Source organism: Nocardia sp. CS682, from assembly GCF_004634405.1.
Taxonomy (GTDB): Bacteria; Actinomycetota; Actinomycetes; order Mycobacteriales; family Mycobacteriaceae; genus Nocardia; species Nocardia ninae.
Map to the genome: position 1 here is coordinate 2088604 of NZ_CP029710.1, position 16025 is coordinate 2104628.

Consider the following 16025-nt stretch of genomic DNA (forward strand, 5'->3'; position numbering starts at 1 on the left):
GACGGGGCCCGCACGACCTCGGGTTATCTCCGATGGACGTTCATCGTTGGTGCTTCACGGTGTGCTCATGAGTGCTCGTGCCTGTTCTCGAGGTACTGCTCCAGGGCTGAGATATCCAGATTTCCGGACACTCTTAGTGCTCTGCCGAATGCTCGGCGCCGTTCTGCCGCGGTCAGACAAGCCGAGACGGGGTGCAACCAGGCACCCCGTCCGGGAAGTCTGCGCCGCGGATCAGGAACAATCGCGACGGAGTGGGCACCGTTTCCGGTATCCGATTCCCGTGCCACGATCCGCAACAGATCGGCGGCCAACTCGCGCTTCCGGCATCCGATACAGGTCCGAATCGGTTGCGCGTGCTGAACCTGTGTCCACTCTACCGCCGACCCGGTCGGATCAACGAACCGCTCCCCCGCGGAAGTTACCAACATGTCATCCCGACGGTCCGATTCCCGACCCGTGCTGTCCAACGGACGGTGCGCCGCGTCGGTTCCGGTCAACTGCGGTGGGCCTCGGTCCGCACCGAGCCGCCGCCCATGTCAGGGGCGGCGTCGCTGCGGATATCGATCCGCCAGCCGGTCAGCCGGGCGGCCAGACGGGCGTTCTGCCCCTCCTTGCCGATGGCCAGCGAGAGCTGGAAATCGGGCACCACCACTCGCGCGGCGCGCGCCTCCGGATCGACAATGGTGACCGACACCACTTTCGAGGGCGAGAGCGCATTGCCGACGAACGTCGCCGGATCCTCGGCGTAATCGATGATGTCGATCTTCTCGCCGGCCAGTTCGCTCATCACATTGCGCACGCGCTGCCCCATCGGCCCGATACAGGCACCCTTGGCGTTCACCCCCGACACGGTGCTGCGCACCGCGATCTTGGAACGGTGCCCGGCCTCGCGCGCCACCGCGACGATTTCGACGGAGCCATCGGCGATCTCGGGCACCTCGAGCGCGAACAGCCGCCGCACCAGATTCGGATGCGTGCGCGACAGCGTGATCTGCGGGCCGCGCGGACCACGCGAGACACCGACGACGTAACACTTGATCCGGTCGCCGTGCTCGTAGGTCTCCCCCGGCACCTGCTCGGCGGGCGGGATCAGCCCCTCCGTGCCGTGCAACTCGCTGCCGATGCGCACCACGATGGTGCCGCGGGCGTTGGCTCGCGCGTCGCGCTGCACCACACCGCCGACGATGTCGCCCTCGTGCGTCGAGAACTCGCCGAAGGACTTCTCGTTCTCAGCGTCGCGCAGCCGCTGCAGCACCACCTGGCGCGCGGTGGTCGCCGCGATCCGGCCGAAACCCTCTGGGGTGTCGTCCCATTCGGAGACCATGTTGCCGTCGGCGTCCAGCTCGCGCGCCATCACCCGGACCGTTCCGGTCTTCTGGTTGATGTCGATGCGCGCGTTGGGCTGGTGGCCCTCGGTGTGCCGGTAAGCGGTGAGCAGCGCCGACTCGATCGCGGAGATCACGGTCTCGATCGAGATCCCCTTGTCGGCGACGATCGCACGCAGGGCTTCGATTTCGATGTTCATTCCACGATCCCTTCGGTCGGCGAATCGGACGCTGGTACTGATTCGGGTAGTAATGGTGTTGATCCTCGAACATCCGCGGCGTCGACCGCCGGCACATCATCTTCCTGACCAGGGACCGGGCGACCGGGGACCACGCCGCCGGCCAGCTCCAATTCCCTGGCGCCCGGCTTGGCGAACTCGACCTGCACCACCGCCTCGGCGATGTCGGCCACCGGAATCCGCACCCGGTGCGGCTTGTGTTTGCCACCGAGTACCAGGGCCACTGTATCGCCGCTGAGCTCGCCGACCCTGGCCTCGAACTTCGCCGAGCCATCCGGCTCGGGGGCCTGCGCGCCCTCGCGCAGGTGGACGCGCACCTTCCGCCCGCGCGCGCGACGCCAGTGCCGGTCGGCGGTGAGCGGGCGGTCCACGCCCGGTGTGGTGACTTCCAACAGGTACGGGGTTTCCCCGAAATCGCCTGCCTCGTCCAGCAACTCCGAAAGCTCGGTGCTGAGAGCGGCGATGGTGTCCAGATCGGAAGGGCCGTCCCTGTCGACGATCACCTTCAGTCGAGCCTGCGCGTCCGCATGCTTGCCGGTCGTCGAAATATCGACGCCCTCGAGGTCGAATCCTCGGCGTTCGACGAGTCCAGCTATCAGCTGGCTCAGCCTTTCCTCGGTCGGCATCGGCATATGGGGCGGCTCCTGGTTCAGTTGTGACGGCGGTCGGAATTTCTTCTACCGAGGGTCTAGCGTAACGCGCCCAGAGAGTGTAAAGGACCATCGGGCAGGCACTACGCGCGCCACGACGCGGGTGCGCGACGGCGGCAGCGAAGCGTAACCGCACCGACCCGCGGCAGCCGTAGATCGAACACCGATGCCTGGTCCGGTGGCCCCTCGCGAATCTGGCACGATGGTGCCGTGCCTATCCGCCTTCCCGCGCAGCCGAGCGCTGCGCGCACCTCCGGCATCCCGTCCGACCGGCACGATTCCCGGTTCACCATGGGCCGCCGCAGCATGTTACGGCTCGCCGGTGGCGGCACGGCCGGCCTTCTCGCGCTCGGCGCGGCCGCGGGCTGCGGCACCGAGGACAAGGTGCACGAGCCGGATCCGCTTGCCGCCCAAGAGGTTCTGGCCCGAGCCGATGCCGCCGCGGCGACCGCGGCCATCGCGCTGGCGCCGCAGCGGCACGCTGCGCTGACCGCGATCGCGGCCGAAAGGACCGCGCACGCAGACGCTTTGAAGACCGAGATCGACCGGGTGATCGGCGTCTACGGCGACGGCACCAAGCCGGTCCACCGCACCCGCGCGAACGCTCCCGGCCGGCCCGCGGACCCGGCCGCAGTGGGCTCCGGTACCGCCGTGCCGCCGACCACGCCGCCGACCGTGGACGCGCTACGCGCTCAGCTCACCGAGTCACGGCAGTCGGCCGCCGACCTGGCGCGCACCCAGTCCGGGTACCGGGCCGGCCTGCTCGCCTCGATCAGCGCGGCCTGTGCGGCGCAGGCGGGGGTGTTGCTCGCATGACCGAAGCCGAACGCCGAGCTCTGCTCGATGCGCTGAACGCCGAATACGGCGCCGTGTACGCCTACGGGGTGATCGCCGCGTACGCCTCCGCCGAACGCGGCAGGCTGGTCGCCGAGCACACCGCCGCCCACCGTGCGCGGCGGGACAGCACCATCGACGCCCTCACGGCGGGCGGTGCCACCGTGCCACCGCCCAGTGCCGCCTATACGGTTCCGTTCGCCGTCAACGACCCGATTCCGGCCGCCCGGCTGGCAGCGACGGTGGAGAACGACACCGCCGTCGCCTGGCGCTCGGTGGTCGAGCGTGCCGACTCCGAGCCCGTGCGCCGGTCGGGCATTGATGCGCTCACCGAATGCGCTGTGCGCCTTGCCACTTGGCAGGCGATCCTGGGTACCAACCCGCCGACGGTGGCCTTCCCCGGCAAAGTCTGACTCGGCAAAAGGCCGGTCCCGCAGTGTTCGCGGGACCGGCCTTTGCTGAATTCGCAGCCTACGGGCGCATCTCGTACGCACCGTCGTACGACGCCACCTCGGCCCAGACACGGTCGAAGCGGGCCCGGTCGGCGACCGGCGGACGCAAAGCCGATGCGGCCCAACCCTGCTGGTCGGGGGTGGCGGACGGCTTGCCGTAGAGCGTGGTGGCGTAGGTGTTGAAGTCGCGGATCTGGAAGTCGAAGATCTGGTCGAGCAGATCGCGGTCCAGGCCGGTGATGGCGGCCTGCTCCAGGATCAGCTGGCCGTAGACCACCAGGGAGAACAGGTGGCCGATGGTCAGCATGAAGTCCAGGTCCTTCTGCTGGTCGCCGCTCGGTGCCGCGGTGGTCAGCAGCGTGCGCAGCGCCTGGGCCTGCTCGAAGAAGCGACCGACGTTGGGGATGTCGGCGTGCTTGGCGTACGCGGGCGTCCAGTCGGCGAACTGCACCTTGCCCGCGCCGCGGGCCGGGCCCTGATGCCAGAAGAACTCGTCGTCGGCGGCGTCCTGGCGGGTGCCGATCTCCGGGTATTCCTTCGGGTTGAACAGGTAGTTCGGCATGAACTTCAGGATCTGCCCGACGTTCACATGCACGGTGCCCTCGAGCCGGGGCAGCGTGTTGATCAGCCGCGCCACCTCGGCGAAGTAGGTGTTCTTCTCGAACCCCTTGGCCGCGAGCACATCCAGCAGCAGCGTCATCACGGTCTCGCCCTCGGAGGTCACCTTGGACTTCGTCATCGGGTTGAACAGCAGGTAGCGCCGGTCCTCCAGGCTTGCGCTGCGGAAGTAGTCGACGGCGCGGTCGCTGAACAGCTTCATCGCCACGATGCGGGCGTAGGCGTCGACGAAATTCGTTCGCACATGCGGGAACTCGGTGACCGGGTTGCCGTAGAGGATGCGGTTGTTCGCGTGCGTGATCGCCTCGTAGAAGGAGTGCTCGACCATCCCGATGCCGCCGTGACAGAGGTTGAACTTGCCCACGTTGACGGTGTTCAGCGCCGCCGAGAACGCCTCAGGTCCGGTGTGCAGGATGTCCTGCGCGCGCACCGGGTAGTTCTCCAGACGGAACGTGCTGACGTACATCTGCTGGTGCACGACATTGCCGAGCAGCCGGTAGTTCTCGTGCCGGCTGTCCGCGGCGAACCACACGTAGCCGTCCGCGCCCTCGACATCCTCGCGCCGCGAGAACACCGAAACCATGCTCGCCACATTGCCGTTGCCGATGTAGTACTTCTCACCGTTGGCGCGGAACAGGATGCCCGCCTCGGCGTCGTCACTGCCCGGTGCGCTCGGGGTCAGCACCAGGTCGGTGTTGTAGATGTCGGCGCCGTGCTCGCGCTCGGACAGCCCGAACGCCATCACCTGGCCCTCGGCCAGGTCGGCGGCCGCCCGCTTCTTGGCTTCCTCGTTGTCGCTCTGCCAGATCGGGCCGAGTCCGAGGATGGTCACCTGCTCGGCGTACCAGTACGCCAAACCGTAGAAGCCGAAGATCTCCGACAGCGCCGCGTTGCGCGCCGCATCCCAGCGCCGGTTCTCGTCGCCGTCGGCATAGGCGGCCGGCGTCAGGAAGGTCGCGAACAGCTTCTCCTTCGCGACGAAGTCCAGGAACTCCGCCGTCCACACCGCGTCCGCGTCGTCCGCGAGCAGCTGGCGCTTACCCCGCCCCTCGAACCACTCGATCGTCGCCCGCAACAGCCGCCGAGTCTCGGCATCGAACTGCTTCGGGTCATAAGTGGCCGGGTTGAACAACAACGGATCGGTGCTCGTCATGCCGTTAACTTACCAGCGGGTAACAGCACGCCGGAGCAGGTCTGCCCAACGTCACACAGCAAATCCCGCCTACGCTCCCGTAGGTCCGTGCCGCCGCGTTCCGCGATCTGTCCTGACCCGCCGCGGGAATGCAAAAACGCGGCCCCGATGGGATGTCCATCGGGGCCGCGCTGGTCGAGGTGGGTGGCTAGCCGCGAACCCTGGCGACTACCGCGGCGACCGCGGAGTCGGCGGGGAGATCCTCGGCTTCGCCGGTGAAGCGGTCGCGGAGTTCGACCTTTCCTTCGGCCCAGCCGCGGCCGACGACGAGGACCAGGGGCATGCCGAGCAGTTCGGCGTCCTTGAACTTGACGCCGGGGGAAGCGGTGCGGTCGTCGAAGAGGACGTCGAGACCTTGGGCGTTGAGGCCGGCCACTACTTCTTCGGCGCCCGCGCGGGCGGCCTCGTCCTTGTTCGCGATGACGACGTGGACGTCGTAGGGCGCGATCTCGGCGGGCCAGCGCAGGCCCTTCTCGTCGTGCTGCTGCTCGGCGATCACCGCGACCATGCGGGAGACGCCGACGCCGTAGGAGCCCATGGTCAGGCGCACCGGCTTGCCGTTCTCGCCGAGCACGTCGACGTCGAAGGCGTTGGTGTACTTCTGGCCGAGCTGGAAGATGTGGCCGATCTCGATACCGCGCGACGCGACCAGCGGGCCGCGGCCGTCGGGCGAGGGGTCGCCGTCGCGGACCTCGGCGGCCTCGATGGTGCCGTCCGGGGTGAAGTCCCGGCCTGCGACGAGGCCGACAACATGCTTGCCCGGCGCGTCCGCACCGGTGATCCAGGCGGTGCCGGTGACAACGCGGGGATCGACCAAGTAGCGAACACCGTTGGCCTGCAATGCCTTCGGCCCGATGTACCCCTTCACCAGGAACGGGTTGGCGGCAAAGTCGGCCTCGGTGAGCAACTCGACCTCGGCGGGCTCGACGGAGGCACCGAGGCGCTTGTCGTCGACCTCGCGGTCGCCGGGGATGCCGACGCCGACGATCTCGGACTTACCGTCCGGGTGGCGCAGCTTCACCATGATGTTCTTCAAGGTGTCGGCCGCGGTCACCGGGCGACCGAACTGCTCGGCGATTCCGGCGCCGTTGGCCCAGTCGACGAGCGTCGCGATGGTGGGGGTGTCCGGGGTGTCGTGCACGACCGCTTCGGGCTGTCCCTCGATCGGCAGCGGCTCGGGCGTCGGCGTGATCACAGCCTCCACGTTCGCCGCGTAACCGGATTCGACACAGCGCACATACGTGTCCTCGCCGACCGGGCTGTCGGCCAGGAACTCCTCGGACGCACTGCCGCCCATCGCGCCGGAGGTGGCCGCCACGATGACGTACTTGACCTGCAACCGGTCGAAGATCCGCTGGTACGTCTCGCGATGCGCGTCGTAGCTGGCCTTCAGGCCGTCCTCGTCCAGGTCGAACGAGTACGAGTCCTTCATGATGAACTCGCGCCCGCGCAGGATGCCCGCGCGCGGTCGCTCCTCGTCGCGGTACTTGTTCTGGATCTGGTACAGGGTGACCGGCAGGTCCTTGTACGAGTTGTATTCGCCCTTCACGGTGAGCGCGAACAGCTCCTCGTGCGTCGGGCCGAGCAGGTAGTCCGCGCCCTTGCGGTCCTGCAGCCGGAACAGGCTGTCGCCGTACTCGGTCCACCGGTTGGTGGTCTCGTACGGGTCGCGCGGCAGCAGCGCGGGCAGCGAGATCTCCTGGGCGCCCATCGCGTCCATCTCCTCGCGCACCACGTTCTCGACCCGGCGCAGCACTCGCAGGCCCAGCGGCAGCCAGGAGTAGACGCCCGGCGCGATGCGCCGCACGTATCCGGCGCGGACGAGCAGTTTGTGGCTGGGCACCTCGGCGTCGGCGGGATCGTCGCGCAGGGTACGCAGGAAAAGGCGAGAGAGGCGGGTGATCACGGATGCACAGGGTAGTCGCTGGCGCGACGCCGCTCGCAACGCATTACCGTAATCGCTCGTGCTGGTGCTGCTGCCTCCCTCCGAAACCAAGTCCGACGGCGGTACCGACGTGCCCCTCGACCTGGCCGCGCTGTCGATGCCGCAGCTCACAGCGGTGCGCGAGCGGCTCGTCGACGCGGTGACGAAGCTGGCCACCGACCCGGACGCCGCGCGCACCGTGCTCGGTCTCGGCAAGGGGGCTGACAGCGAGATCGCCCGCAATGCGGCATTGCGCACCTCCCCCACCCGGCCCGCGCTGGAGCGCTACACCGGCGTGCTCTACGACGCGCTCGACGCGCGCTCGTTCAGCAAACCGCAGCGGGCCAAGGCGTACGCGCGACTCGGCATCGGCTCGGCGCTGTTCGGCGCGGTGCGCGCGAGCGACCCGATCCCCGCCTACCGGCTCTCCGGCGGCTCGAAACTGCCCGGCCTGCCGACCCTTTCGGCGGTGTGGCGCGACTCCCTCGCCGACGCCTTGCTCGCCGAGGCCAACGGTGATCTGGTCGTCGACCTGCGCTCCGGCACCTACCAGCAGCTCGGCCGCGTCCCGGGCGCCGTCACCGCCAACGTCCTCACCGAGCACCCCGACGGCAGCCGCACCGTGGTGAGCCACTTCAACAAGCATCACAAGGGCTTGCTCGCCCGCGCCCTCGTGCTGACCCGCGCCGAACCCACCGACGTGCGCGGTCTCGCCCGCGTGGCGAGCAAAGCGGGATTGCGCACCGAAATCGCCTCGCCGACAGAGCTTTTGATCATCACCTGAGAGGCCCTGCGCTGCTCAGCCCGTCGACGTTGTCAACGCGACCAGCTCGCGGTCGAGATTGTCCCGCGCGGCAGCCTCGAATCGTGCGCGCGCCGTGGGCGTTCGGAACAACCTCGGCTGCCCGGCGAGCCCCTGGAGCACCGCCGCGCGCCCGGCCCGGAACAGCTCGTCGGGCACGTGCCGGTACTCCTCCCGCACCGCCTCCGTGTACGCCGCATACCCCTGCTCGTCGGCCGCCAGCACCGCGAGGTCGGCGTCGCAGAGCACGCCGCCGTTCCGGTCGTCATCGGCCGGGTCGTGCGTCGCGGTGAGCCGCACCAACCTCGCCACCTCACCGACGAGTTCCGGTGCGGCGCCGAGGGATTCGAGGACTTCCTCGGCCAGCACCGCACTCTGCTCTTCATTGTCCGAACGATCGACCGCGTAGATCGCGTCGTGAAAGAACGCCGCGTACCGGACCGCGTCGGCGTCCTCGGCATCGCCGGCCAGCTCATCGATGACACCGAGCATCGCGGCCAGGTGATCAACAGTGTGATACCGCCGATGAGGTTCCTGATATCGGCGGATCAGCTCGGCCCCAACCACCTCGGCCCCCGGTCCCGCCAGCTCTACCCACCGCGCGCGCAGGTCCGTCTCCGTCGATGTCCCCATCAGCACAGTCTGACCAACCGGGCAGCCGCCGACAATGCCTCGACCGCTGTGGTCTACGGCACGTCCCGCATCGACCGCGGAAAATGAGATGCGCCGACCCGCCACGTGTCCGTACCGTGGCACAGGAGCTCGGGGTTTCCGAAACGGGAGGATTCGGTTACCCCGGGCCGAATGTCGGTGCACCGCGCGGGATTGCGCGGCGGGGAGGTAGAGATGACGAAGCTGAATCAGATCATCGCGGTCGAGAAGGGCATCAAGAGCGGCGCGCTGCGCGAGCTGGCCGAGGCGCACGGGTCGCTGCAGAAGGCACCGCTGCTGGCCGGTATCGCGCGAACCTATCAGCCGAAAGACGAAGAGGGCGAGCAGATCCCGTCCGAGTCCACCCGGGTGCAGGTGAAGTCCGAGGAGGTGCTGCGCCAAACCGCGGCCACGCTGACCCGCCTGTTCGACGTCACCGCGACCAAGGACTGGGCGAACACCGAGGCCAAGGCCGATGTGTCGGTCGAGGGCGAGGTGCTGCTGCGCGACGTGCCGGTCTCCTACCTGCTGTTCCTGGAGAAGCAGCTGGCCGAGCTGCACACCTTCGTGCGCAAGCTGCCGGTGCTCGACGCGGCCGAGGTGTGGTCGTTCGACGACTCCTCCGACACCTGGCGCACCGACCCGGTACGCACCATGCGCACCAAGAAGGTGCCGCGTAACCACGTGAAGGCCGAGGCGACCGAGAAGCACCCGGCCCAGGTGGAGGTGTACTACGAGGACATCACCGTCGGCTACTGGACGATGGTGCGCTTCTCCGGCGCCCTCCCGGCCCGCCGGGTCAACGAGCTGGCCGTGCGGGTCGAGAAGCTCCAGCGGGCAGTGCAGTTCGCCCGCGAGGCGGCCAACGGGACCGAGGTCACCGATCGCAAGACCGGTGACGCGATCTTCGGCTACCTCTTCCACTGAACCCGCTCGGGGCCGTTCCGGCCCCGAGCCCACAGACTCCCCCGCCGCGTGCGGGGGAAGCGCAAGGAGCGCAAACTCAATCTGAAGCTAAAGCTGAATTACACGGCGTCAGTGGGGGTTCGAGTCCCCTCCCGGGCATCCAGGTCCGGGTAGCCCAACTGGTAGAGGCAACCGTGCTCAATCTCAGACTCTCGCTCCAGCACGAGTATTCGCTGCCGAACACCGCGAGACGAGGAAAGGACACGCACGCGACGAGGTGCCGGTTCAACTCCGGCCTTCCGCGCCCATGCGGAGGTGGTCCAACCGTAGGACACGTCGTGAATCTGAGTCTCATCCGATCCCATTACCGCGGTGTGCGAATTGGGCAGCATTGAATGGAACCCGGGAGCAGGCTACGCTCCCGGGTTCCCCAATTCCCGGCACTTGCTCCTCACCCGGCCGGCCGGCGTTTCGCAAGCTCGACCACGTTGTCCGGCGCCACCTCGGGTACCGGCACGTCGAGCGACTCCCGTCGATCGATGGCGTACTGCAACGCCAGCGCACCGAATACCACTGCGGCGCCGAGGATCTGGTGCAGGTACAGCACATCACCGCGCACCCCGATGCCGAGCGCCACCGCCACCAGCGGCATCAGATAGAAGGCGAGCCCGGCCTGCAACGGCCCCACCGCGCCGATCAACCAGTAGTTGAGCAGAAACGCCACCGCCGTCCCGACACCCATCGCGATCAACGAACCCATCACCGCCGCACCGGGATCCATCGGTTCGAGCAGCTGCGGAGCGGTGACCACCAGCATCAGCACACCGGCGACGATCGCCTGACTCGCCGCCAGCGCGACCTTCGAATAGCCGAGCGTACTGATCAGATGCTTCGCATACGCATAAGCGATGGCGTAGCAGACGGCACCGCCCAGGCACGCGAGCTGCCCGGTCAACGACGAGCTCGACTGCTCGCCCCACGGCGCCATCAGCACGACGATCCCACCGAAGCCCAGCACCGAGGCGACCACCTCGCCGCGACTTCCCTTCTGCCGCAACAGGAGCCAAACCACCGGCAAGGACGCCAAGGGTGTCACGCTGTTGTAGATGCCCGCCATGCTGACCGACACGTTCTGCTGACCCCAGGCGAACAGCATCCAGGGCAAGGCCTGCCCCAGAATCCCCATCAGCAGCAGCCGCGCCCAGATACTCCACCCGCGCGGCAGGTGCCGCCGCATCGCCACACACACCCCGAGCAGGATGGCCCCGCCCAGCCACAGTCGCGCCGCCACGATCTGTGCCGGGTTGGAGCCACCCAACGCCACATCGACCAACAGGAAGTTGGAACCCCAGATAGCCGCCAGTGCGATCAGTGCAAGGCGGCTAGCGGCGAGCACGTCATCGCCCTTCCCGTCGCCACTGGATACGTGTCGGTGAGAATTCGCAGCCCGCCGTCGGCGTACCAGGTCATGATCTGGCTATCCAGCCGGGCGCGCAGCTCGATGATGTCCACGACCGCCTTGGCGCATTCGTTGAGTTCCTCGTTGCCGACGAAGGAGAATTCGGCGAGCAGATCGAGGGTGACGGCCTCGTGCTCCTCGTCCTCGTTCACCCCGGAGTGCGCGGCGATCGGCTTGGAGAATTCCTCCGACAGATCGTGTTCCCGGCAGCGCGCGAGGAACAGCTCGAGGAAGTCCGGTTCCGGCTCCTCCATCGGGAACAGCGTGCTGATGATGCCGAGCGGGAACTGGTAGGCGTGCACGCCCATGGTCGCCATGATCGCCATGGTCGCGGGCAGCGGCTGCATCCGCAGCAGCTGATCGCGGGTGATGCCGACCGCCTTCAACGACCGTTCCAGCATGCGGTCGTGGTTGCGTTCGGCTTGATAGAAGGCCATGAACTGCTGCCAGACCTCGATGCCGATATCGTCGCGCGCCAGCAGCGGGGCGAGCGCGCGCGGGCACAAATGCGTGACATGCCAGTACTCGATGGCGTAGCCGATGATCTGTTCCCTGGACAGCTTCCCGGAAACCAGCGCATCGCTGAACGGGCTGTTGATGGTCGCCCGCGCCGCATCGGCTGCCCGCTTCAGATGCGCGTAAGCGCCGACACCGGTGGTTCCGGTGGACGGATCGACCACGTCCGAGTCGGCCAGCATGCCCTGTTCGTCGAGCGCTTCGAGCACCGCGTCGAACTCTTCCCGGCTGCCGGGGAATTCGGCGGCCAGATCGTCGGCCGACCGGGCACCGGATGCCAAGGCCAGGAAGAACTTTCGCGATTCGTCGGCGCGACCTTCCAGATATTCGAGCTCGATCCAATGCTTGTCGTTCAGGTAGGACAGGCGGACGCCATCGGCGGTCTCGGTCCGCTCGACCTCGCGGCGCAAGGTCGGCCGCCGCAGCATTTCATGACCGGCCATTTTCGACTCCTGCGGTGGTAGTGACGGGTGACGTGCCGATCGTGCGCACCAGTGGCCGATCGGGATCGCCGTAATATTCGAGAATTCCGTTGAAGAACTCGGCGTAGGCCTCGACGAACAGGTGCGCCTTGCCGACCAGGCGGGCCTCGGTGCCGACCGGAAGCGGCGGCAGCGCCGCGAAGAACTCGCGGCTCACGCTGCCGTGATCGTGGCCGGCGTTGACCTTCGCGTGCTGGCGCAGCGGTTCCACGAAGTGGGTGGCGATGCCCGCGGCGGCCGCGGCGCGCAGGAACGAGTCGTAGTACGCCCCTTCGCTTTCGGCCTTCTCCAGGCGGCCCTCGAGGATGCCGATGGTGGCGATGAAGAACAGCGGATCGGTGCGCGCCCACCAGGACAGCAATTTGATCAGGGCGGAGGTGGTGGACAACGGCCGGGCGGACACCAGGTCCTGACGACTGATCCCCAAGCCCTCGAAGGCCCGCACCACGATGTCGTCGTGGCGGTGCTCCTCGTGATAGAAGTCGTTGGCCATGGTGCGGATCGCGTCACTGCTCGGATAGGACAGGATCGCGGAGTCGAATTCGCTTTCCCGCGAGAGGAAATACCAGTTCTCCAGGCCGAAGCCGTAATACACGTTCGGCTCGACCTGCTCAGGGTGGTCGAGTATCGCGCGCCAGAACGGGCCGTCGAAGATCAGTTCTTCGAGCAGCTTGTTCACCACGTGCTCGACACTGCTGAGCACCGCCATCGGCGACTCGGCCTCGGGTGTCGAGCGGTCGGCGAGCAGGCCCGCGATCTGCGCGGGCAGCAGGATCGTCGTGAGCTTGTCCGGCGCGACGCCGGTCTTCGCCGAGATCTCCGACAGCGAAGCGGTGCCGTCGGTCGAGCGCAATACCGCGCCGAGCTGCGCGGCGGTGATGTCGTCTTCCGGCTCGACCTCGAATGTCACCTCCCCACTGCGCAATTCGAGAGTGTTGGCAGAGGTGTCCGACACCTCTGCCAAGAGCTGGGGCTTGCCCGGGATTGTTCGAGTCACCGCGCCGTCGACCTTTCGTGCCAGGAATTAAAGGGTCGGGTGGGGCGCCCCGTTCGGGCGCCCCATCCTTACTCTGCTGCGAACTCAGAGGTGAACAGCGGTCAGAGCAACAACCTTCGAAGTGCGACGAATTTTCATGACCAAACCTCCCCTCGGGAATCCTGCGCCCGGTGCCAACCGCTGGGTGGGCTGACGCCGAGCGGTTGCTGAATTGTCCGATGATCGGACGAGCCAAGAATAACAGGACCGGTCCGATTCAGAGGTCAATTCTATTGGCACACTTGATATTTAGCGTTTAACCCCCTTTCTGGGGGATGACAACTTGCAAAGTGTCAGTTACGTAAGCACACCGTCACCACGGCGGCCCGGAGTGTGCAATCGGCATAGCAGAAGACGTCGAGGTAATTGAGCGATCACTTACTTTGCGAATTCGAGTTCTCCTGCGCCGCAACATATCCAAAAGAAGACACGACATCGAATTGCGAGGAGACCGACATACCGAACCCGGGAGCGCGATGCACTCCCGGGTTCGAGGTAATCGGTTCAGTTACCTGGCGTCAATGCTGGGCGGCGGCCAGCAGCGCGCGAATCTTCGCGGCGTCGGCAGGCGCGGCGGCGTTCTCCCAGAACGGAACTCCCGTCGCGTACGCGTCGGTGTAAACCGGAGTATTCGGCTGGAAGCGCCAGCTCTCACTCAGCGAGCCGGCATCGACCGTGTCGTACCCCAGCACGTCGAGCAGTTGGGCCGCAGCGGCTTTCGCGTCCGCGTCGTCGCCGGCGATCGGCAACGCCGTGCGATCCGGCGAGGCGACGGGGCGAGCCAGCGCCGCGAGGTGCAGGAAGTAGATGTTGTTGAACGCCTTGACGACCTTCGACGTCGGCACATGCTTCTGCAACAGCTCGCTCGTCGTCATGGCCCCGTCCGCCAGCTCGGGGAAGGTGCCGTCCCGGTCCGGATAGTAATTGTTGGCGTCGATCACGACCTTGCCCGCCAGCGGCGCCACCGGTATCTGCTGGTAATTGCGCAGTGGCACGGCCACCACCACGATGTCCCCCGCCGCGCCCGCCTCTTCGGCGGTCGCCGCCCGCGCCCGCGGGCCGAGTTCCGCGACGAGCTCGGCCAGGGTCTGCGGATCACGCGAGTTGCTGAGTACCACGTCCAACCCCGCGGCGATCGCGAGCCGCGCCACCGTGCTACCGATGTTCCCGCTGCCGATCAATCCAAGGGTGGTCATAGCGCCTGGAACACCGCCTGGACCTGCGATGTTCCCGCCACATGCCGATTACGGCGGCGGAGCGTGAGCGATGTCACGCGCAGTGCTCATGGCACGTCGGCGTTGGCGGTGAGGTCGCGGATGAGCAGCGCGGCGTGCAGCGACGTGCGCGACTCCCCGTCCTCGAGATCGACGGCGAGGATCCGCTCGATCCGGGCCAGCCGGTCGTACAGGGTGGGCCTGCTGATATTGAGCCTGCGCGCGAGCTCGGTCTTGTTGCCCGCCAGATCGAGGAACTGGCGCAGTGTGCGGGTCAGGTCGGCGGTGTGCCGAATGTCGTAGCGCAGCAACGCACTCAGCTCCGTTTCGGCGAAGCGCTGGACGCCGGGTTCGTTGCGGATCAGCGAGAGCAGGCCGCGCAGCCGCACATCGCCGCTGCGGTAGAACGGCCGCGAAGTCTCCAGCGAGAGCGCCACTTCCGCGACGTGGGCGGCGTGCGGCAGCTCGTGCGCGGTATCGAGCAGCGAATCCGATTCCGCGCCGACGCCGATGACTACCCGCTCGACGCCGTCGACCCGGCGCACCTCGCCGATGATCGCGGTGCAGGCGGCGGTGAGGCTGTCGTCGAGCACGCCGGTGCGCGGCAGCGCCAGAATCATGCCGACCCGGTCGCCCTGGTCGGCGGCGGCGAGCGCGGTCAGCTTCGCCAACCCGAGGCCGTGGGTGACCGCGTCCAGGATGCCCGCGGCACGGCGTTGCCTGGCCACCGGGTCGGTCTCCGCGACCGCGGCGATGTCGATGGCCAGCGGCACATAGGCCGCGCGCCGGGCCAGGCCCAGCGCTGCGGCTCGGGCTATCGCGTCCCGCTCGTCGAGCACCCGGCCGTTGACCATGTCGTCGATGAGGCCGGTCTGCGCCTGCCGGTGCAGGCCGAAGCGGTCCTTCTCGATCATCCGGTGCAGGGTGAGCGTCTGCGCGGCCCGCTCCAGCACCATCCTGGCGCGGGCGGTCGGCACGTCGCCGGACGGCAGGATCAGCCGTCCCCAGCGCTGGGTGTGCGGGCCGACGGCCACCGCGTCCCAGCCGTCGGGCAGCAGCCGTGAGGTGGTCTCCCAGTTCTCCAGCAGCGTCGAGGTGGACGCGTGCCTGGCGGTGAGGGTGAGCACCCGGTGCGCCAGATCCTCCAGCACCACCGACGAATCGAGCATGTCCGCAGCGGTTTTCACGATCTCGGCCAGCGAGGCGCGGCGCACGCTGAGGTCGGTGAAGGTCTCGTGCACGGTGCGCGCGAACTCGAGCTCCGCGTACTGCTCGGCCACGATGACCCGGTGCACCGCCTCGGTGATCTCGACGAACCGGGTGACCTTGTGCAGCACGATCAACGGCAGGCCGAGCGCGTCGGCGGTCGCGGCGACGACCGGCGCGAGTTCGGGCACATAGCCGCCCAGCTCGATGACCAGCCCCGCGACCCCGGCGGCGGCCAGCGCGGTCAGGTAGCCGACCGTCGCGATGTCACCGTGGCGCATGGCCTGACCGGTGGTGAGGATCAGTTCGCCGCCGACGAGCAGCTGCGCCACGTCGGCCACGTCGCTCACGTGCACCCAGCGCACCGGCCGGTCCAGCGACCCACCGGCCACGACCTGCGGATCCCCGGCGCGCACGGCCGGCATCGCCAGCACGTCGGCCACGGAAAGAAGCACCGACGAATCGTAATACGAAATCGGAAATCACGTACAGATCGTCGGGGCACCGAGGATCGTTGAT

General features: G+C 67.6%; 15 protein-coding genes. 4 read left to right on the top strand and 11 right to left on the bottom strand.

Translation table 11 applies throughout. The annotated features are described in order from the left end of the window. Positions 1–65: 65 nt before the first annotated feature. From DMB37_RS09255 to rimP, 3 genes are all read right to left on the bottom strand, one after another. Complete coding sequence (locus DMB37_RS09255) at positions 66–425, bottom strand: YlxR family protein (RefSeq protein WP_228541408.1); 360 nt, start codon at positions 423–425, stop codon at positions 66–68. A 68-nt stretch (positions 426–493) separates the two neighbouring features. Next, a complete protein-coding gene (nusA, locus tag DMB37_RS09260; RefSeq protein ID WP_135232339.1) occupies positions 494–1525 on the bottom strand; it encodes a transcription termination factor NusA in 1032 nt (343 codons plus the stop codon). Then, positions 1522–2196 (bottom strand): ribosome maturation factor RimP, encoded by a 675-nt coding sequence (gene rimP / locus DMB37_RS09265; RefSeq protein ID WP_135232340.1) that lies wholly within the window; start codon positions 2194–2196, stop codon positions 1522–1524. Before rimP ends, nusA begins: the two co-directional genes overlap by 4 nt. A 309-nt stretch (positions 2197–2505) precedes the next feature. Between rimP and DMB37_RS09270 the strand changes: the two genes are divergently transcribed. Together DMB37_RS09270 and DMB37_RS09275 are read left to right on the top strand one after the other, a co-directional pair. After that, a complete protein-coding gene (locus tag DMB37_RS09270; protein WP_206055327.1) occupies positions 2506–3030 on the top strand; it encodes a hypothetical protein in 525 nt (174 codons plus the stop codon). Beyond that, on the top strand, positions 3027–3461 hold the full coding sequence (locus tag DMB37_RS09275) for a ferritin-like domain-containing protein (RefSeq protein WP_135232341.1): 435 nt from the start codon (positions 3027–3029) through the stop codon (positions 3459–3461). The genes DMB37_RS09270 and DMB37_RS09275 overlap by 4 nt, the downstream gene beginning before the upstream one ends. 58 nt (positions 3462–3519) lie before the next feature. Here the strand turns inward: DMB37_RS09275 and DMB37_RS09280 are convergent, their stop codons facing one another. After that, on the bottom strand, positions 3520–5271 hold the full coding sequence (locus tag DMB37_RS09280) for an acyl-CoA dehydrogenase family protein (protein WP_135232342.1): 1752 nt from the start codon (positions 5269–5271) through the stop codon (positions 3520–3522). A 187-nt stretch (positions 5272–5458) separates the two neighbouring features. After that, complete coding sequence (locus DMB37_RS09285; protein ID WP_135232343.1) at positions 5459–7216, bottom strand: proline--tRNA ligase; 1758 nt, start codon at positions 7214–7216, stop codon at positions 5459–5461. A gap of 58 nt (positions 7217–7274) precedes the next feature. Between DMB37_RS09285 and yaaA the strand changes: the two genes are divergently transcribed. Continuing rightward, entirely contained in the window at positions 7275–8018 is a 744-nt protein-coding gene (yaaA, locus tag DMB37_RS09290) for a peroxide stress protein YaaA (RefSeq protein ID WP_135232344.1), read from the top strand. Positions 8019–8033: 15 nt separating this feature from the next. On the opposite strand, the gene DMB37_RS09295 is transcribed toward yaaA, so the two are convergent. Beyond that, complete coding sequence (locus tag DMB37_RS09295) at positions 8034–8669, bottom strand: metal-dependent phosphohydrolase (RefSeq protein ID WP_135232345.1); 636 nt, start codon at positions 8667–8669, stop codon at positions 8034–8036. 213 nt (positions 8670–8882) lie between these two features. Between DMB37_RS09295 and DMB37_RS09300 the strand changes: the two genes are divergently transcribed. Next, entirely contained in the window at positions 8883–9614 is a 732-nt protein-coding gene (locus DMB37_RS09300; RefSeq protein ID WP_135232346.1) for a hypothetical protein, read from the top strand. A 430-nt stretch (positions 9615–10044) separates the two neighbouring features. On the opposite strand, the gene DMB37_RS09305 is transcribed toward DMB37_RS09300, so the two are convergent. The 5 genes from DMB37_RS09305 to DMB37_RS09325 form a co-directional block, all read right to left on the bottom strand. After that, on the bottom strand, positions 10045–10989 hold the full coding sequence (locus tag DMB37_RS09305) for a DMT family transporter (protein ID WP_135232347.1): 945 nt from the start codon (positions 10987–10989) through the stop codon (positions 10045–10047). After that, the gene (locus DMB37_RS09310) at positions 10962–12011 is read right to left on the bottom strand and encodes an iron-containing redox enzyme family protein (RefSeq protein ID WP_135232348.1); all 1050 of its coding nucleotides are present in this window, start codon (positions 12009–12011) and stop codon (positions 10962–10964) included. Before DMB37_RS09310 ends, DMB37_RS09305 begins: the two co-directional genes overlap by 28 nt. After that, entirely contained in the window at positions 11998–13047 is a 1050-nt protein-coding gene (locus DMB37_RS09315; protein WP_135232349.1) for a hypothetical protein, read from the bottom strand. Before DMB37_RS09315 ends, DMB37_RS09310 begins: the two co-directional genes overlap by 14 nt. A gap of 557 nt (positions 13048–13604) precedes the next feature. After that, positions 13605–14282, bottom strand: a complete 678-nt coding sequence (locus DMB37_RS09320) for an NADPH-dependent F420 reductase (protein WP_135232350.1) — start codon at positions 14280–14282, stop codon at positions 13605–13607. Positions 14283–14368: 86 nt separating this feature from the next. Continuing rightward, complete coding sequence (locus DMB37_RS09325) at positions 14369–15961, bottom strand: PucR family transcriptional regulator ligand-binding domain-containing protein (protein ID WP_135232351.1); 1593 nt, start codon at positions 15959–15961, stop codon at positions 14369–14371. Positions 15962–16025: the final 64 nt, after the last annotated feature.